Source organism: Pollutimonas bauzanensis, assembly GCF_900129885.1.
Classification (GTDB): Bacteria; Pseudomonadota; Gammaproteobacteria; order Burkholderiales; family Burkholderiaceae_B; genus Pollutimonas; species Pollutimonas bauzanensis.
The window spans coordinates 41,852-59,474 of record NZ_FQXE01000003.1 but is presented as its reverse complement, the minus strand read 5'-3'; the positions used below and the strand labels follow the sequence as shown (position 1 = coordinate 59,474).

The window sequence follows — 17,623 nt, the reverse complement described above, 5'->3', positions numbered from 1 at the left end:
AAATATAATGAGCATACGACTCGCGCTGCGCGAAAGCATTGGCATCCTGAGCGCGGACAGCCCCCCGGTCAATGCATTGAGCCGCGCACTACGGCAACAGCTGTCACAAGCGCTGGGACAGGTAATGGCGGCGCCCGGCTTGCGCGCGGTCCTGCTGACGAGTGCGCTGCCCAAGGTGTTTTCGGCGGGAGCCGATATCAAGGAATTTTCCGAGACCGGCCCCGCCGCATCCCCGTCCTTGCTTGATCTCGTCGCGCAAATCGAAGCCTCGCCGATACCTTTCGTAGCGGTCCTGCAAGGGGCGGCGCTCGGCGGCGGCCTTGAATTGGCGTTGGCTTGCCATTTCCGTCTCGCCACAGCGGACGCCTCGCTGGGATTGCCGGAAATCACATTAGGCCTGATCCCCGGCGCAGGCGGCACACAGCGCCTCCCCCGCCTGGTGGGAAGCGCGCATGCGCAGCATATGATTCTTTCCGGGGCTCCGGTGAAGGCCCGGCAAGCGCATTCCTGGGGCCTGGTCGATACGGTGCTCGGTGAGAATGCCATGGACGACGCGCTCGCCTGGACGCAGCGCATGCTCGATTCAGGTGTTCAACCGCGACGCGTGTCCGCCCTGGCGCCTGCCGCAAGCGGCGAAGCCAATGACCCCCCTCTGTCGCGCCCCCCGGGCAGCCCTCTTGCCCGGCAAGCCGCTGCGGAGTGCGTTGGCGCAGCCGGGCTGCCTTTCCAGCAAGGCTTGGCAATAGAGCAGCAATGGTTCAAGCGCCTACTGAATGACCCGGCATCGCAAGCGCTGCGATATGCCTTTTTCGCTGAACGCCCGCCCCTTTCGCACCCGGCCAGCGCCGCCCGCCCCGTCCTGCACGCGGCCGTCGTGGGCGCGGGGACCATGGGGCGCGGCATTATGCTGTGCCTGATTGAGTCTGGCGTGCCGGCGCTCTGGTACGACGCCCATCCCAATGCGCTATGCGCCGGCATCGATGCAATCAACAGTCATTACAAGACGCTGATTGCCAAGGGTCGCATAGCCGATGATGCCGCTCAAGCCCGTATCGCCTTGATCCGGCCTGTTGCCGAGATTTCAGATCTGCGTGAAACCGACATAGTGATCGAGGCTGTGTTCGAGGACATGCCCATCAAGCAATCGATATTTCAAGCCCTGGATGCGTGCATGCATCCCGGCGCCGTGCTTGCCACCAACACATCCACGCTGGACGTCGACCAGATCGCCTCAGCGACAGGCCGCCCCGAGTCGGTCGTGGGACTCCATTTTTTCAGCCCGGCAAACGTGATGCGGCTCCTGGAAGTCGTACGCGGCTCAAGGACATCGCCGGACGTCATGGCCACCGCCCTTTCCCTGGCGCGACGCTTGCGGAAGACGGCGATCATCTCGGGCGTATGTGATGGCTTTATCGGCAACCGGATGTGGCATCAGTATCTGCGGCAGGCCGCCCTGATGGTAGAGCGCGGCGCCTTGCCCTATCAGGTGGACGAAGCCATGCGGAACTGGGGGTTTGCCATGGGACCCTTTCAGGTTGCCGACTTGGCGGGCCTGGACGTGGGTTATAGCATCCGGCAGCGCCAATATATTGATGCTCCGCAACGGCCCTGGCCCGCCTGGCTCGATCGCGTAAGCGAAGCCGGCCGACTCGGCCTGAAAGCGGCGGCGGGGATTTACTCTTACCACGAAGGAAGCCGGGAACCGCAGCGCGATGCGAGTATTGAAGCCCTGATAGCCGCCACGTCCGTCGATTCCGGCGTCGTCCGGCAGCATGTCGGCGCCGACGAAATTGCCACCCGCTGCGTCCACGCATTGATTGTCGAGGCGGCCCGCATCCTGGAAGAAAAGATAGCGCTGCGCGCATCCGATATCGATGCGGTTTTCCTGTCGGGCTATGGCTTTCCCCGACTTCGCGGCGGCCCTTGCTATGCGGCGGATGCCTTAGGACTCAGCAACGTCGTCGCGACCCTGCAGCGCTATGCGGCGGAAGCCGAACCGGATTTCTGGCGCCCTCCGGCGCTGTTGGAACAACTCGCATTGCGCGGCGAGCCGCTGCATCGCTACAGCAAGCAACAGGAGCCGCTATGAAGGACGTGGCCATTGTCTCGACCGCTCGCACGCCCATAGGCAAGGCCTACCGCGGCGCGCTGAATCAGACTTACGGTGCAACGCTGGGTGCGCACGCGGTCGAGCATGCGGTGTCCCGAGCGGGCCTCGACATGAACTCAATTGATGACGTGGTCATGGGCTGCGGGCGGCCGGAAGGCACCGCCGGAGAGAACATCGCTCGCCAGATCGCCCTGCGGGCGGGCTTGGCCATTGACACGCCCGGCTTCACTGTCAACCGGCTCTGCGCATCTGGAATGCAAGCCATCGCAATTGGCGCAAGCGCCATCCAGACTGGGGTAGCGGACATTCTGGTTGCGGGCGGCCTGGACAGCATCTCCTGCGTGCAAAACGAATATATGAACGGCCACATGACGCGGGATCCGTGGCTGGAGGCAAACAGACCTGGAATTTTTCTCTCGATGATAGACACTGCCGAGATAGTGGCGCGACGTTATGGCATTTCCCGGCAGGCCCAGGATGAATATGGAGCGCGCAGCCAGCAGCGCGCCGCAGAGGCTCAACAAGCGGGACGCACCGCATACGAAATCGCGCCAATTCGTGTACGGCAGCGTCTGATCGACAAGGCTTCAGGGGAATACTCGGAGCAGGAAGTCCTGCTTGCGGAAGATGAAGGAATACGGCCCGGCACGACGGTAGACGCGCTATCGCATCTAAAGGCCATAGTCGAAGGGGGATGCACTACCGCCGGCAATGCAAGCCAGCTCTCTGATGGCGCCAGCGCCTGCGTGCTCATGGATGCGAAGAGCGCGGAACGGCGCAATATAGAGCCATTGGGCCTGTTCCGCGGGTTTGCAGTTGCAGGCTGCGAGCCGGATGAAATGGGTATTGGCCCGGTTTTTGCCGTCCCGCGCCTGCTCAAGCGCGCCGGCCTGCGCAAGAGTGATATCGGCCTATGGGAGTTGAACGAGGCCTTTGCCGTCCAAGTCCTGTACTGCCGCGATCAGCTTGGCATCCCGGACGAATTGCTGAATGTGAACGGCGGGGCTATCGCGCTGGGCCATCCATATGGCATGTCAGGCGCCCGTTTGGTGGGCCACGCCCTGCTGGAGGGGAAACGGCGAGGCATACGCTACGTCGTCGTCACCATGTGTGTGGGCGGTGGAATGGGCGCCGCCGGACTATTCGAGGTGCTTTGATAATGTTCGAGTTTCGTACTCATGCGAGGACGATCGCCGGGGCTGGTTCCTCCGATCGCCTCGCCGCTGTGATTACCACCCAGTGGGGAGCATCCCGCATCCTGGTGCTCACGGACCGGCCGCTCCGCGCGCTCGGGCTCCCCGGGAAGTTCGCCACCACACTGCGCGAAGGCGGACATGATGTGGAGATCTTTTCTGATGTCATCGCCGACCCGCCCGAGGCGACTATCGACCTGGCTTTGCAAGCCGCGCGTAGCCATTGCGCCCAGCTGATCGTGGGTTTCGGTGGAGGTTCGTCGATGGACGTTGCGAAGCTGGTGGCCGCGCTCGCTGAAGGGTCGACGGATATTCGCGATGTATACGGAATGGACAAGATAAGCTGGCCCCGTCTGCCTCTTATCCAGGTTCCGACCACTGCGGGAACCGGCTCCGAAGCCACACCGATCGCAATCGTCACTCGATCCGCAACGGTCAAGGCCGGTATTGTGTCCCCAGCCCTATATGCTGACATCGCGGTGCTGGACCCTCTCTTGACCCTTGGCCTTCCATCCAAAGTCACCGCCGCGACTGGGGTGGACGCCATGGTGCACGCGATTGAAGCGTACACCAGCCGTATTCACAAGAATCCCGTCTCAGACAGCTTGGCGCGTGAGGCATTGCGTCTGCTCTATCATTCGCTGGAGCGCGTATGCCGTGAAGGTCAGGATATCAGTGCCCGCCAGAACATGCTGATCGGCGCCATGATGGCGGGCCAAGCCTTCGCCAACGCGCCAGTCGGAGGCATACACGCATTGGCTTATCCATTGGGTGGCATTTTCCACGTGCCCCATGGACTGTCCAACGCTCTGATGCTGAAACCGGTATTGCGGTTCAACCTAAGCCATGCGGCGACGCAGTATGCCGAGCTGGCGGAAGTTATCTTGCCCAGCATTTCAGACTCACCGCTCGAGCGCGCACATGCCTTCGTTGATACTATCAGCAGGCTCGCAGAAGCCGTCGGGCTTGAAACCCGTTTAGCCCAAGTTGGCGTTACGACTGATGACTTGGCCACGCTGGCGGAGCAGGCCATGCTGCAGCAACGCCTGCTGGTAAACAATCCGCGCGGCATCTCTTACAAAGATGCTTATAGCCTGTATGAAGAAGCGTTGTGACCGGATCGAGCCCGCCAAATACGCAACGCCCTTCGCTGCCGTTGCGCTCCGACTTCCGCCATTTCGAGGCTCTGGCCACCCGTTGGATGGATTGCGACAGGTATGGCCATGTAAATAACGTTGTCTACTATTCGTACTTCGACACCGCGGTCAATCGCTGCCTTATTCATGCCGGAGCGCTGGATCCCGACAAAGGTACGGTGATAGGGCTGGTCGTCGAAACCGGCTGCAGCTATTTCTCGTCTATTCTGTTTCCGCAAGATATTGAAGTGGGTATCCGGGTAGCCTGCATCGGCAGCAGCAGCGTGCGCTACGAATTAGGCATCTTTGCCGCTGGCGCGGCGACCTGCTGCGCCAGCGGCCATTTTGTGCACGTCTACGTCGATCATGAGACCCGGCGACCCGCCGAGCTACCGAAAATATTACGGCAATTTCTGGAACAACTGCGGGATTGACCAGCCCAAATCATCACATGCAATCAAACCAGAGCTTCGAGCGCGTTTCTCAGCTCGGCGGGCAAAGGCACCGAGCGGCGGTTCTGCTTGTCGACGTAGACATGCACAAAATGGCCATGCGCGGCGCTCAGCGATTCGCCTCTCTTGAAGATTCCTATTTCATAGCGCACGCTGCTGTTGCCCAGCTTGGCGACTTTGAAACCGGCCTCAATGGCATCGGGAAAAGCGATCGACGAAAAAAACTGGCAGCCGGTTTCGACGACCAGGCCGATGATGCCTCCGCCATGTATATCGAGCATCCCCTGCTCCAACAGGTAGCCGTTGACGGCGGTGTCGAAGTACGAGTAATACGTGACATTGTTCACGTGTCCGTATACGTCGTTATCCATCCACCTTGTGGTGATCGGTGAAAAAACCTTGAATTCAGCGCGTTGGCGGGCTTGTGGTCTGCTCATTTTATTCATCGACTAGCGGTTGATAGAGGCTGCGTCAGTTGGCGCGGCATACCATTGTAGCGATTGACTCCGAGCCACGAACGGCTCGGTCGAAGCCAACGGCCCTCCCCGGCCTGGACATGCTCCACTGCAACGCGGGCTTATGAATGGCGTCGGGGCAAAAGGCTCCGGCGCCCGTCAATCTGATAATTGGGGCGCCGGAGCAGTTTGCCGAATCTAGACGGCAGCAAGTGCTGGATGCTCATCCTTGAAGATCCATGCGTCCATGGTCTTCAGCCTGGCGCTGATCTTGGGTTGAAACGCCATTTGATCCAGCACATCCTTTTGCAGATCGATGCCTGGCGCGATCTCGATCAGCTCGAGGCCGTCGCCATGAATCTGGAATACCGCTCTTTCCGTGATCAGCAGGGCCTCCTGGCCTCTTTCTGCGACGCCTGCGCTGACCGCATAGGTAATGTGCTGTGCTTTGGGCACCAGCTTCTTGTTCTTGCCCTCCTGATCGATGCGCAGCACTCCGTCAACCGCCGAAACCTTTAGTCCGCCAGCGGTGAATGTGCCGGTGAAGATAAGCTTTTTGGCATTATGGGCAATATCGGTAAAGCCGCCCGCCCCCGGATTGGCGGCGCCGAATTTACTGACGTTGACGCTCCCTTGGGCATCGAACTCCGCGAAAGACAGCGCCGTGCATTCACACAGTCCACCATCGATGGCGTCGAACTGAGTCACGCCATCGACCAGGGCTTCCGGCCACATATTCGTGGAAAACTGCCAGCCTGTCATCACGACGCCGCCATAGGAGCCGTGCTCGGTCGTGAAGCGGTAGTCATCGATATTTCCAGCATTCAAGGCGCCATCTTCTGCCATCACCAACGGCATATCGGACGATGCGCCAAATCCCAGGATCGTAAGCGTGCGCTTGGGCACCTCCAGGTAAGCGCGGCGACCAATGATTTTGTCCGGGCCGAAGGGTATTTTGGGCAGCGTCTCCAGCTGCATATTCTTGGGCGAGAGATAACGAGTGTCGAAGGGTGTGTCGGTAACCATCATCTGGTCCGGAACGATGACGACGTTGTCGACAAAGTCGCCGGGAATACGAACAGTGCCGGCATCCCGGGTAAATCGCTCGACCTGCCGGGTGACCTGCGCGGTTACCGTTCCACCGCAGGCTTTCGTGGCCAGCGCCAGCGCCAGCGCGGCCGAGAGCAGTCCCTCATTCTCGAACGAGAGGTTGCCGAACTCGTCTGCCGAGGTGGCACGGATAAAGCAGTGGTGTAGTGGCCAGGTAGGGTAGAAGAGATAGTCTTCGCCCTTGAAAGAGACTTTTTCCACCAGATCGTCGGTCGCCAGCGCGGTGAATTTTCCACCATCCTGGTCGGGATCAATATATGCGCCCAGGCCTATTTTGGTCAGATAGCCGGGACTTTTGCGCGCGACTTCACGCAGCCAGTGCATGGATGCGCCAATAGGCCAGCTATAGGCTTCGATGGCATTTTCCCGGATCAGCTGCATCAGCTTCGGGCGTTCGCCCGTTTGCGGGTGTACGGGGTTGATATAAGAACCCGCCACGATCCGCTTCATCAGTCCTTTCCTGGCAACGCGGTCCATGCCGCCGATGTCCATCGCGTCACCCGTACCGCAAGGAAAATAGAAGGTCAGGTCGCGCGGATGCTGTTCCTTTTCATAGCGGTCGCCCAGGCCTTTAAGCAGCGCATCGGGCGTGATCCAGCCTATGACGCCGACGCTTGCCACGGTCTGTCCGCTTTGAATGCCAGATACCGCCTCTTCCAAAGAGCAGAACTTGCTCATGTGCGTACTCCGAATTTCTGCAGTGTTGCAATAGCGGCGGGATGCTTGCAGTTCTCTTCGAACATCCGGTTGGCAATCACGTCGCCGGTTTCGCCATTGGCGCCAACGTGAGGCGCGAAATATTTTTTGACGGCCGTTACGGCGACATCGGGCAGTGCGACCAGCCGCTGCGCAAGCTCCAGCGCCGTCTTCAGCGCGGCGCCGTCGTCGCTCAGGAAATCGGCCAGGCCGATCCGATGCGCTTCGACGCCGTCCAGCGGCTCGCTGCCCCAGGTCAGTCGTCTGGCCGCTACGGGGCCGAGACGCGCCACCAGCGTCTCGAGGCCCCAGGGGGGTATCCAGCCAATCTGGACTTCCGGCAGATGCCAGCGGCAGCTTCGGCTGCTTATGACAATATCGCAGGAAGCGGCAAAGACAAAGCCTCCGCCTAAGGCAAACCCTTCTACCGCGGCAATCACGGGCTTGCTCAGTTGGCTGATCGACCGGCAAAAATGCGCGGTGTCGGCCTCGTGCCGGCACATGCCGCGCAGGTCCATCGTGGCCAGCTCTTTAAGGTCGCTGCCGGCGCAAAATCCCGGCGCGCTGCCAGTGATGATCGTGACCCGGATGCCTGGATCGGACTCGATCTCGTCCAGATGCCTCTTAATCTCCAGGACGGTCTCTTCGCTCAGGGCATTGCGCCGGTTCGGACGATTGACGGTCAGTACGGCGACCGCCCCTTGTAAACTTCGGTCTATCATCGCTTTATGCTCCTAGTTGTGCACCGTCGCGATTCAGCAAGAGGCGTATATCCTCACCCTTGATATCGCGCACGGCTATGGATTCGTTAATCGCCAATGCAGCGGCATATCCGATGGCGTGCCCATAGCTGAAGCATTGGGCTGTGACCCTGGCGGACGCCATGGCTTCGTGTTCCGCAGAAAGACAGCGGCCCGCAAACAACAGCGATTCGCCCTGCCGAGGCACAAAGCACTCATAGGGAATCTCGTAATAGTCTTCGAACAGCCACGAAAGGCGCGGCTTCTGGCCACTGTGCAGCTCGATGGGCCAGGGAGAACGCGCAATGCCGTCGCGGCGTTTGTTGCCCTGGACAACGTCATCGTTCGTTAGCGTCTGTACGCCCACTATCTGGCGCGTCTGGCGCGTCCCTACCTGGACGCCGGTGTCGTTCAGGTAGGCGGCTTCGCATCCCACCAGATAGTCTTTGAAAAATCGTTCATACTCGCGCACTTGCTTGCGGCCTTCGTACTCGGCTTCGCTGAGGTCGCGGGCGATCAATGGGTTCAGTTCGCGGCCATCGGCCCCGACCACGCGGGTGCAATTGCAGATCAATTCATTGGGCCGCGGCGTGGGAAACAGGAAAACCTTGGCGCGCGGCAGTTTGTAGACGCCATCGGCGTTCAGGCCTGTTATCAGCTTGGTAATACGGTCGGGCAGGATGGAGTCCTCGCCGTACTCCTGCAGAAAGCGCTCCACGTCGACGCCCGCGAGGCGAAAGATCATGGTGGGGTTCTGCACCCTGCCCTCGATACCGACCGTGGTGGCCATCCCCGCCATGGCGGCCAGATCGGCATCCCCGCTTGCGTCGATCGTGATCTTTGCGCGGACCTCCAGCTTGCCCTGCTTGGTGTAAGCCACGACGCCCGCGACGCGCTCGTTGCCGTCCAGCAGCACGTCCGTGACGATGGCGTGATACAGCACCGCGACATTCTGTTCGGCCAGGAGGCCTTCCGCGCTTTCGCGCCAGGCCTGCGGTTCATGAACCCGGGTAAACGTTTGGCCATAGCGTACCGGTGGCGTCAGGCCATTGCGCTTATCCATCGCATCGATGAACTGATCGACGAAGCCGTGCACCAGACGTTCGGGCGCATGTGTTTTGTCTTCGTGCGCCAGGTACAGGCCGCAGATGGTGCCGGACATGCCGGCGACGGCGCCACCTCCGCAGAAGCCATAGCGTTCCAGGATGAGAACCTTCAGGCCCTGGCGCGCCGCGGTATGGGCCGCCGCGACGCCTGCGGCGCCGCCGCCGACGACCAGCACGTCGGTTTCCAGGACGGAGCGCGGGCGGTCATCGCGGACAGCAGCCTCCGCCGAGATGCTGTGAGAGTAAGACATATCATTACCTCGCTAACATGGTTTGTGGCAGCCACAAGGCGATGGCGGGGAAGGCCATCACCAGCCCAAGCGCTACAAGCTGCAGGCCCAGGAACGGCCAGACGGATTTGAAGATATCGCCTATCGAAATGTTGTCGGGCGCCGCGCCCTTGAGGTAGAACGCCGCGGGGCCGAAGGGTGGGGATATATAGCTGATTTGCATGTTCATGCAGAACAGCACGCCAAGCCAGATGGGATCGAAGCCCAATGCAATCGCTACGGGTACGAACACCGGAGCGGTCAGAAGCAGGATGCCGATCCAGTCGATGACGCAGCCGAGCACGATCCAGATGAGATTCATGGTGATCAGCACGCCCCACCGTCCACCAGGCAGATCCAGCAGCAGTTCCTTCAGGTATGCCGTCCCGCCGGCCATGGTGTAGACGCCCACCAGCACCGATGCCCCGAAGAACAGCCAATACAGCATGCACGTGACCTTGGTGGTGTCGATCACCGCCAGATACAGGCCGCGCCAGGTGAATCGCCGGTTTATGATGGCTGCGATCAGCGCGCCCACGACGCCTATGCCGGCCGCTTCGGTAGGTGTTGCCCACCCCAGGTAGAGCGAACCCAGCACGGAGAACGCGACGAGGCCGGGAAGAACCAGGTTCTTCAGGTAAGCCAGTTTCTCGACGAAAGATATATTCAATTCTTCGGGCGGTGCGCTGGGCGCGATCTCTGGCTTCAGGTAGCTGATCAGGATGATGTAGCCAATATACAGGCTGGCCAGCAACAGTCCGGGGAAGACACCGGCCATGTACAACTGGCCGATCGATGTACCGGCCGTCAAGGCATACATAATGAACACGACGCTGGGCGGGATCAAGGTCGAGAGTCCACCGCCTGCGCATATGGAGCCGAGCGTCAGCGATTTGCCGTATCCGCGTTTAAGCATGGCGGGCAAGGCAACGACGCCCATCGTGACGATTTCCGCGCCAATGACACCGACCATCGTCGCCATGAGCGCGCAGGAGATGACGACCGCAACGGCCAGGCCGCCGCGGATTTTTCCCGACCAGATATAAGCCGCCTTGAAAATATCTTCGGCAATCCCGGCTTTCTCCAGGATGCTGGCCATAAGGATGAAGAGAGGGACCGCCAACAGGATGTTGTTGCCCATCAGGGTAAAAACGCGGCTGACAATAATGTTGAGCGTGTTGAGGTCGAAGAGCCATACCGCCATGACGACGGCAATGGCGCCGGTCGAGAAGGCAATCGGCAGGCCGACGATCAGGGCGCTGATCAGCGCTCCGAATACGAGAAGCGTGAGGTAACCTAAGGACATGAGGAGCCTTGCTTGTTATGTAGGGTAGATAGCGGCGATTACGGCCTGGACGAGAAATCCTGGACAAGATTCGCTATGCCTTGCAGAAGCAGCAGGAGGCCGCCCAGAGGTATCGCGAATTTGACCGGCCAAATAAGGGGATTCCACAGCGTGCCCGATGTTTCGCCTTGCCCCAGCGAGGTCATCGCCATGTCCCACCCGAACCAGATCAGCGTCAGGCAATAAGCCGTGAACAGAACGAAGGCGAGCACGTCGCAAACACGGCGGCCACGCCATCCTAGAAGTCCATAGACGATGTCGACGGTGACATGGCGCCGGTGCAGCAGGGCGTATCCGCCACCCAGTACATAAACGAATCCCGCGATATAGGTCATGGATTCATCGGCCCATAGGGAAGGCGAGTGGAACACGCTGCGTGCGATGACTTCGCGCGCAATGATGAAGACCACGAGCAGGATGAGCAGGCCGGCCGCCCGCCCTACCCACTCGTTCACACGACCAATGATGTGTACGAATGAATGCATGATGATCAGGCCAGTAGTTTCAGTTCACGCAGATAAGCCTGCTGCGACTCGACCGCTTGCTTGGCAAGAGGGCTCTTCTTTGCCCAGTCGCTCCATACCTCATGAGCCATCCCGCGGGCCCGGCCGCGGTCTTCGTCGCTCCACGCGATAAGTTCCACGCCTTTCTTCTGGACTTCCTCTGCGACGACCACGTCGTTTTCCGCAATGGTCTTGACCTGATATTGTGAAAAATCGGCCCACGTTTTCTCGACGATGGCCTTGACGTCGTCCGGCAGCGCATTCCAGGCCGTTTTATTGACGGTGAAGTCCTGGATGGGCATGGAGTGGAAGCCGGGATAGGTGGCGAACTTGGCAATTTCGAAGAAGCCGATCTTGTTGTTGACCGACAAGGTCGACCAGTCGACGGTGTCGACAACACCCTTTTCGAGCGCGGAATAGGCCTCTCCGCCAGGAATCACGACAATTGACGCGCCCATTCTTGCGATCGTTTCGGCAGCCAGTCCCTGGGCTCCGCGATGCTTCAGCCCCTTGAAATCTTCAGGCCGGCGGACCGGTACTTTGCATACCAGCGATTCCACGCCCCACCATGTGCAGCCTACGGTATACGCATTGAACTTGTCGTAGGCCGTACGCATCATTTCCATGCCGCCTTTCTCGTTCAACCAGGCATTCTGCTGCATGGGTTCCTGGTAGCCGAAGGCAAAATCACCGATCACCGCCAGCGCGGGTTCTTTGCCGGCGAAATAGCCGGGATAGGTCGAGTGCCCTTGCAGCACATTTTGCCCAACGGCATCCAGCGTTTCAAACGTGCCTACGATGGCGCCCGCCGAGAACGGGGTAATTTCAAGGCGGCCGCCAGTGTTCTTCTTGATGTTGTCGCAGAAAGTCTGGAACATTTTGTAGGTGTCTTCGCCGGCTCCCCACAAGACCTGGACTTTCCATTTGTGGTTTTTCTCGGCCAAGGCCAGCGCGGGTACACCGATGACGGATGTGGCAGCGACTGCGGACGCAGCCTTTAAGAGTGCGCGACGGGTAATAGTCATGTTTGTCTCCAGAGTTATGGAATGCGCTCTTCAGGCGCATCTTGTCTTTGATACGTCTAAATTATATCTGTGATATATCTAAAGTCAAGAGTTGAGCCCCCTAAAAAATCGAAGTGAAGGGGAAGCGAGCGTCAGGTGGTGCCGCGCACTACCAGTTGCGATGCAAAAGGAGTATCTGCATCCAACGTTTCAGAGCCGGCGCACATGGGGCTCTTGGCGTCTGCCAGGATCTGGTTCAACAGGCGCATCGCTGCGGCCGCCGCCATTTGCTCGATGGGAAGCCGCAGGCATGTGATCCCGGCGCCCCACAGCTTGAACCAGGCCGGGTCATGGTAGGCAATCAAGGCCAGGTCGGCGGGTACGCTGATCTTGCGTTCCTGGATGGCCTCGATGCCGCCCAAAGTGAGTTCCGAGCTTGCCATGACCACAGCCGAGGGGGGCGCCTTCATCGACAGCATGTCGGACATGGCCTGGTAGCCGAAATGCGGGCGTGGCGGTCCTTGGCGCAACAAAGCGCGCATGAGGGGGATGCCGTGGCCTTGCAGGGCATCGATATAACCGGCCGCGCGATCGACGCCAGTGCTGAGAGTGCCCGAGCCTCCGATAAATCCGATCCGGGAATGGCCTTTCTCAATAAGATGCTCCATCGCCGTGGCGATGCCGCTACGCTCGTCCAGTTTGATAATGGAGCACTCCAATAGGGGATGACTCCGCAATAGCTGCACGGTGGGGATGGACCGCAGGAGTTCGACCGACTCGTTCTTGAGATTCGCCGTGGGAGCGATGATCACTCCTGCGACACGAGCCTCGCGCAGACTCTGTATATGCTTGAATTCGGTTTCGGCGCTGTCTTCCGATGTCGCCAATACCAACTTGAATCCGCGCTCCAGAAACATTGAAGCCAGCGTCGACATGGTGCGGCTATAGAAATCGTTTTGCACGTCGGGAAAAATCACACCGATCAGTTCACTGCGTGTCCGGCTCAGCGTCCGGGCACCGGAATTGGCGATATAGCCTAGCTGCCTGGCGGCTTCTTTGACCGCCAGCCTGGTCTCGGCTCGTATGGACGGATGATCGCGCAAAGCACGCGACACGGTCGGATGCGAAATGCCGAGATGCTGGGCAATGTCCTTTATCGTGACGTCTTTTACGTGCTCATTGCGCATGCCAGTGCCTCGCGCCAAGCAGCCGCGACCTGTGCCAGCCTGGTCGGCGCTGACTTTATCAAAGGCCTTGCGGCCTGGCGAACCCGCTGCCTGTCTGCTTCGTCGCTTACATACTCCACGGGCGACTTGCCGTCGATACGCGCAAGAAACAAGGCGGGCAACAGCCTGGCGGCACGCGCTTCAAGCTCCGCAGGCGCTTCCCAGTCAACCTGGGCCAGATAGGCCTCGGTAAAGATGCTGAAGCACTCGAGCAGACGATGCGTGTGCGCGCGTTGCGGTATGCACTTGAGCAGGAAGTGGTTCAGGCAAAATGCCAGATCGAAAGCAGGGTCCCCGAACCAGGCGCACTCGGCATCCAGAAAGACGGGCGCCCGCGGCCCGATGAGGATATTCTTGGGGCTGACGTCGCCGTGGACGAGCGCAATATGGGTCGCGAGTGTTTCGTCGGCGATCTGGTTGAGCCTGGATTTCAGGTCGGAATGCAGTTCGCCCGTTGCGACCAGGTAGGGCTCCAGCCGTATTGGATAAAAAATGTCATCAGAGTCGAACCGGGACGGCAGCTCGGCGAGCCGTGTGGAGGCGCTGTGCAAATGGCCCAGAATCCTTGCGACACGGCGAGCGCTATCAATATGGACCTGTCCGGCCAGGAGCTGGTCCTTCCACACCGGGTGGGTGTCGGGTGGAATGAATTCCATCGCGAACGCGCCCAACTCGCGGTCGTGGGCCAGGGGTTGCGGGGTACAGCCCGGAGCGTGGGCCGATGCAAACTGGATCCAGGCCCATTCGTAAGTGTTGCGAGCCGTGGGCGCATGCCAGTCGCGCGCCACTTTCAACTTGGGCAGTGCGCACTTGACACAAAGCCTGCGGTCGGGAAGATCGACGCGCCATATGTCGGACGACACGCCGCCGGTCAGAGGCGTCCATGTGGCGTCACTGCCGGCCGGACACAGGCCACTGGCGCGAAGAAAATCCACCAGCCGCGGATCGGGTGCGTAGGGCGTAGCCATCAGGCGCCTTTCCCGTTGAGTGCGCCGATGCCGCTATAAGGAAAGCCGGTGGCCGCTTCGATGCGCAACAGCTGGTTGTACTTGCAGACCGTGCTTGACGTGCGCAGCGATCCGATTTTGATTTGCCCTGCCGATGTGCCAACCGCCAGATCGGCGATGAACGGATCTTCGGTTTCGCCCGAACGCGCCGAAATGATGGCGGTGTAGCCCTTGGATCTGGCATGGGCAAGGGTGTCCAGCGTGCCCGTCAGCGTGCCGTTTTGGTTGACCTTGACCAGAATGCCGTTGCCCGCGTGGCGGTCTATCCCCTTGCGCAAGCGTTGCATATTGGTGGTGAACAGATCGTCGCCCACCAGTTGCACACGCTGCCCAAGCCGCGTGGTCAACGCTGCCCAGCCATCCCAATCCTCTTCGCCCAGGCCGTCTTCGATCGAGACGACCGGGTAATCATGCACCCATCTTTCCATCATCGCGATCATGTCATCGGCATCCAGCGTCTTGCCTTCGCGCGCGAGGCGATACGTGCTGTCTGCTTGTTGCAGGGAAGCCGCGGCGACATCAATGGCGATCACTACATCGAGGCCCGGCCTCAGGCCCGCCGCCTCTATGGCTCGGATCATGAGGCGCAAGGCGTGATCGCCATCCTGGCAGCCGGGGCTGAGGCCACCCTCGTCGGCCAGCAGTGTTGGAATACCTTCCTGCGCGCACACCTGTGCCGCAGCATTGCGAACCTTCGATGCGATGTGTATGGCGTCTTCGACCGACGACGCCGATGCCGGAATCGCCAGAAAGTCCTGTACATCCATGCCGCGGCCCGCGTGCAGGCCTCCGCTAAGGATGTTGACCATGGGCAGCGGCATCTGTGGCGCGGGATTGCCGGCCAGTTCGGCGATGCGCGCATATAACGGTTGCTTCAGGGATGTTGCAGCAGCCCGGCAGGCAGCGATGGATACGCCCAGAATGCCGTTCGCGCCCAGGCGCTTCAGCTGCGGCGTGCCGTCGACTTCCCGCAGGGTGTCATCGAGCCGCCGTTGATCAAGCGTATCCATCCCCTTGAGGGCGTGAAATATCTCGGTATTGACGTTCGCCGCGGCCTTCAGCACGCCAAGGCCTGCGTATCGCGCAGGATCGCCATCGCGTAGTTCATGCGCCTCCGCCGTCCCGGTCGACGCGCCAGAGGGCACGGCCGCGCGCCCATGGCTGCCGTCGGCCAATACAACGTCGACTTCTATCGTAGGGCGTCCGCGAGAGTCCAGGATTTGACGGGCTTCGAGGCTTGCGAGAGCTGTTGGATTCATAGTTTCCTTCAGTGCCGGGGCCTAGCGAAGAGAAGGCGCCGAGGTATATTGACCCGAGTAGGTGGCCGGATCGTAGCACGCAATGCACACGTGTGCAATATGCTGCGGCTCCAGATGCGGCACATCTGCATGCTAATATCCGCAGATGTCCGGAACTATACAAATGCCCATAACAAGTGACCGCACATTCCTTCAGTCCGCCAAAGCAAGAGAGATAAAAAAAGAGTCTTTAGTCGAGATTGCGCATCGCGAACTCGAGAAGCGCTTTGTAACTTTGGAGCTGGCCCCAGGCTCCATCTGGAAGGAAAGTGACCTGGCGGATCTGGTAGGAATAGGCCGCACTCCGGTGCGCGAAGCCTTGCAACGCATGGCGTCCGACCAATTGATCACAGTGTTGCAGCGCGCCGGCATCATGATCTCCACCACATCCATCCAGGACCAGTTGCTGGTGCTTGAAACGCGTCGCGCACTGGAGGCCCTGGTATCGATGCGGGCCGCGAGGTCGGCACTTGAAGACGAGCGCCGCTACCTTATAGAAGTAGCCGATTCCATCGAAGCCGCAGGCCACAGGGGCGATGTGTTCGCGTATTTGCAATTCCATTTCGAAACCAAGCGCTATGTCGCGCAGTTTGCGCGCAACCCATACGCAGCGCGGTCCCTGGCGCCTCTGCATACTTTTTCCCAGCGCTTTTATTTCATGCATTACCGCCGCTTCAATAATCTGGAAGAGGTTGGAAGTTCGCATGCCGATCTGTCGCGAGCCATCGCTTCGGGCGACGTGAAACTGACGGAAGAATGCAGTCATCGAGTCAGCGACGTTGCCGAGGCATTTACGCGCGATCTATTGCTGAAGGGCCAGTGAAACTTGCGGCTGCCATCGATCGGCGGTTCAGCGCCCGGGCTTTCCGGAACATCATGGCGCCGTTTCAGGCGGTCGAATGGGCTGCCTCGGCCTGCGCATTCGAACGGAACGATTTCCGGTACGCCATGGGCGACGTTTGAAAAGCCGTCCGAAAATGCTGCCTGAGCGAGAGCGCCGACCCGAAGCCCGCCTTTTGCGCCACGACCTCGACAGACGCATCACTGGTTTCCAGCATGCGTTGTGCGTGTGACAGCCGCTCGTTCAGAAGCCACTGCTTGAAAGACGTCCCTGTCGCCTGACGAAAATGGCGCGTAAAGTTGCGCCGGCTCATCGCGGCGCGCTGGGCGAGCGAATCGATGCTGTGCGCCTGCTCCAGGCGATGCGCCACCCACCGGAGCGCCTCGGAAAACCGATGGTCGCTGCCGGATACTGGCAACGGCCGCTCGATGAACTGCGCCTGCCCGCCCTGGCGCTGCGGCGCGATCACCAGCCGGCGGGCAATTTGATTGGCAATTTCGGCGCCGCACAACTGCCGCAACAGATGCAGGCAGCAGTCCAGGCCCGCCGCAACACCGGCGGATGTGAGCACATCCCCCTCATCAACATAAAGCGCATCACGATCGACCCGCACCTTGGGGTACCGCTCTGACAAGGTTGCGGCATAGGCCCAGTGGGTCGATGCGGACTTGCCATCCAGCAAGCCGGCTTGCGCCAAAGGAAATGCGCCAAGACATAAGCCCATTATCCGGGCGCCGCGCGCGTGGGCGCCGCGCAGCGCCTCAAGAAGGGCATGCGGCGCCTCGCGGCAATCGTCGTGCCAGGTGGGCATGATCACAATATCGGCCGCATCCACCGCGGAAAGATCATGCTTGACGACTATGTCGAAACCCGCCGACGTGCTTAATGGCACGTCGGCGCCAGCGCAGACACGTACGTCGAAAACCGGCGCCCCGGGACCTGTGCATAGTGATCCGAAGACCAGGCATGGCACCGACAGGTGAAACGGCGTGATGCCGTCAAAGGCGATGACAGCGACTTTATACCGGTCTTGGCGGGCGAATGTTCTCATGGCCCGATTTTATCGAATATATGCCTTCAGGCCAATGTCTGGCAATCCATAACGAATGGACAATTTCGACTACCGGGCAAT

16 protein-coding genes are annotated in these 17,623 nt (G+C 60.1%); 5 read left to right on the top strand and 11 right to left on the bottom strand.

Features of this window, described 5'->3' with window-relative positions; all coding sequences use genetic code 11:
* Positions 1-7: 7 nt before the first annotated feature.
* From BUB23_RS06230 to BUB23_RS06215, 4 genes are read left to right on the top strand one after another with little or no spacing between them, the layout of a single operon-like run.
* The gene (locus BUB23_RS06230; protein WP_073102254.1) at positions 8-2,089 is read left to right on the top strand and encodes a 3-hydroxyacyl-CoA dehydrogenase NAD-binding domain-containing protein; all 2,082 of its coding nucleotides are present in this window, start codon (positions 8-10) and stop codon (positions 2,087-2,089) included.
* Complete coding sequence (locus tag BUB23_RS06225) at positions 2,086-3,267, top strand: acetyl-CoA C-acyltransferase (RefSeq protein WP_073102253.1); 1,182 nt, start codon at positions 2,086-2,088, stop codon at positions 3,265-3,267. The genes BUB23_RS06230 and BUB23_RS06225 overlap by 4 nt, the downstream gene beginning before the upstream one ends.
* 2 nt (positions 3,268-3,269) lie before the next feature.
* On the top strand, positions 3,270-4,418 hold the full coding sequence (locus tag BUB23_RS06220) for an iron-containing alcohol dehydrogenase (protein WP_073102252.1): 1,149 nt from the start codon (positions 3,270-3,272) through the stop codon (positions 4,416-4,418).
* The gene (locus BUB23_RS06215) at positions 4,415-4,873 is read left to right on the top strand and encodes an acyl-CoA thioesterase (protein ID WP_073102251.1); all 459 of its coding nucleotides are present in this window, start codon (positions 4,415-4,417) and stop codon (positions 4,871-4,873) included. Before BUB23_RS06220 ends, BUB23_RS06215 begins: the two co-directional genes overlap by 4 nt.
* A 23-nt stretch (positions 4,874-4,896) precedes the next feature.
* Here BUB23_RS06215 and BUB23_RS06210 read toward each other — a convergent pair whose 3' ends face one another.
* From BUB23_RS06210 to eno, 10 genes are all read right to left on the bottom strand, one after another.
* Entirely contained in the window at positions 4,897-5,328 is a 432-nt protein-coding gene (locus BUB23_RS06210) for an acyl-CoA thioesterase (RefSeq protein WP_073102250.1), read from the bottom strand.
* 216 nt (positions 5,329-5,544) lie between these two features.
* Positions 5,545-7,134 (bottom strand): acyl CoA:acetate/3-ketoacid CoA transferase, encoded by a 1,590-nt coding sequence (locus BUB23_RS06205; RefSeq protein ID WP_073102249.1) that lies wholly within the window; start codon positions 7,132-7,134, stop codon positions 5,545-5,547.
* On the bottom strand, positions 7,131-7,874 hold the full coding sequence (locus BUB23_RS06200) for an enoyl-CoA hydratase/isomerase family protein (RefSeq protein WP_073102248.1): 744 nt from the start codon (positions 7,872-7,874) through the stop codon (positions 7,131-7,133). Before BUB23_RS06200 ends, BUB23_RS06205 begins: the two co-directional genes overlap by 4 nt.
* 4 nt (positions 7,875-7,878) lie before the next feature.
* On the bottom strand, positions 7,879-9,249 hold the full coding sequence (locus tag BUB23_RS06195; protein ID WP_073102247.1) for an FAD-dependent oxidoreductase: 1,371 nt from the start codon (positions 9,247-9,249) through the stop codon (positions 7,879-7,881).
* Between the two features lie 4 nt (positions 9,250-9,253).
* Positions 9,254-10,573, bottom strand: coding sequence for a TRAP transporter large permease (locus tag BUB23_RS06190; protein ID WP_073102246.1), 1,320 nt, complete (start codon positions 10,571-10,573; stop codon positions 9,254-9,256).
* 38 nt (positions 10,574-10,611) lie between these two features.
* On the bottom strand, positions 10,612-11,097 hold the full coding sequence (locus BUB23_RS06185; RefSeq protein WP_073102245.1) for a TRAP transporter small permease subunit: 486 nt from the start codon (positions 11,095-11,097) through the stop codon (positions 10,612-10,614).
* 5 nt (positions 11,098-11,102) lie between these two features.
* The gene (locus tag BUB23_RS06180; protein WP_084135825.1) at positions 11,103-12,140 is read right to left on the bottom strand and encodes a TRAP transporter substrate-binding protein; all 1,038 of its coding nucleotides are present in this window, start codon (positions 12,138-12,140) and stop codon (positions 11,103-11,105) included.
* Between the two features lie 131 nt (positions 12,141-12,271).
* Positions 12,272-13,306 carry a LacI family DNA-binding transcriptional regulator gene (locus tag BUB23_RS06175; protein WP_073102243.1) on the bottom strand — a complete coding sequence of 345 codons (1,035 nt, stop codon included), beginning with the start codon at positions 13,304-13,306 and terminating at the stop codon, positions 12,272-12,274.
* Complete coding sequence (locus tag BUB23_RS06170) at positions 13,288-14,313, bottom strand: phosphotransferase family protein (protein WP_073102242.1); 1,026 nt, start codon at positions 14,311-14,313, stop codon at positions 13,288-13,290. Before BUB23_RS06170 ends, BUB23_RS06175 begins: the two co-directional genes overlap by 19 nt.
* A complete protein-coding gene (eno, locus tag BUB23_RS06165) occupies positions 14,313-15,611 on the bottom strand; it encodes a phosphopyruvate hydratase (protein ID WP_073102241.1) in 1,299 nt (432 codons plus the stop codon). Before eno ends, BUB23_RS06170 begins: the two co-directional genes overlap by 1 nt.
* 145 nt (positions 15,612-15,756) lie before the next feature.
* On the opposite strand from eno, the gene BUB23_RS06160 reads away from it, so the two are divergent.
* Entirely contained in the window at positions 15,757-16,473 is a 717-nt protein-coding gene (locus tag BUB23_RS06160; protein WP_084135823.1) for an FCD domain-containing protein, read from the top strand.
* Between the two features lie 64 nt (positions 16,474-16,537).
* On the opposite strand, the gene BUB23_RS06155 is transcribed toward BUB23_RS06160, so the two are convergent.
* Positions 16,538-17,542: a GlxA family transcriptional regulator gene (locus BUB23_RS06155; RefSeq protein WP_073102239.1), complete on the bottom strand. Its 1,005-nt coding sequence runs from the start codon at positions 17,540-17,542 to the stop codon at positions 16,538-16,540.
* Positions 17,543-17,623 lie beyond the last annotated feature (81 nt).

Coding starts and splice junctions, on each gene's coding strand:
- BUB23_RS06225 (WP_073102253.1), top strand. CDS start 2,086: ATGAAGGACGTGGCCATTGTCTCGACCGCTCGCACGCCCATAGGCAAG.
- BUB23_RS06155 (WP_073102239.1), bottom strand. CDS start 17,542: ATGAGAACATTCGCCCGCCAAGACCGGTATAAAGTCGCTGTCATCGCC.
- BUB23_RS06200 (WP_073102248.1), bottom strand. CDS start 7,874: ATGATAGACCGAAGTTTACAAGGGGCGGTCGCCGTACTGACCGTCAAT.
- BUB23_RS06175 (WP_073102243.1), bottom strand. CDS start 13,306: ATGCGCAATGAGCACGTAAAAGACGTCACGATAAAGGACATTGCCCAG.
- BUB23_RS06160 (WP_084135823.1), top strand. CDS start 15,757: ATGTCCGGAACTATACAAATGCCCATAACAAGTGACCGCACATTCCTT.
- BUB23_RS06195 (WP_073102247.1), bottom strand. CDS start 9,249: ATGTCTTACTCTCACAGCATCTCGGCGGAGGCTGCTGTCCGCGATGAC.
- BUB23_RS06220 (WP_073102252.1), top strand. CDS start 3,270: ATGTTCGAGTTTCGTACTCATGCGAGGACGATCGCCGGGGCTGGTTCC.
- BUB23_RS06170 (WP_073102242.1), bottom strand. CDS start 14,313: ATGGCTACGCCCTACGCACCCGATCCGCGGCTGGTGGATTTTCTTCGC.
- BUB23_RS06190 (WP_073102246.1), bottom strand. CDS start 10,573: ATGTCCTTAGGTTACCTCACGCTTCTCGTATTCGGAGCGCTGATCAGC.
- eno (WP_073102241.1), bottom strand. CDS start 15,611: ATGAATCCAACAGCTCTCGCAAGCCTCGAAGCCCGTCAAATCCTGGAC.
- BUB23_RS06230 (WP_073102254.1), top strand. CDS start 8: ATGAGCATACGACTCGCGCTGCGCGAAAGCATTGGCATCCTGAGCGCG.
- BUB23_RS06180 (WP_084135825.1), bottom strand. CDS start 12,140: ATGACTATTACCCGTCGCGCACTCTTAAAGGCTGCGTCCGCAGTCGCT.
- BUB23_RS06205 (WP_073102249.1), bottom strand. CDS start 7,134: ATGAGCAAGTTCTGCTCTTTGGAAGAGGCGGTATCTGGCATTCAAAGC.
- BUB23_RS06185 (WP_073102245.1), bottom strand. CDS start 11,097: ATGCATTCATTCGTACACATCATTGGTCGTGTGAACGAGTGGGTAGGG.
- BUB23_RS06210 (WP_073102250.1), bottom strand. CDS start 5,328: ATGAGCAGACCACAAGCCCGCCAACGCGCTGAATTCAAGGTTTTTTCA.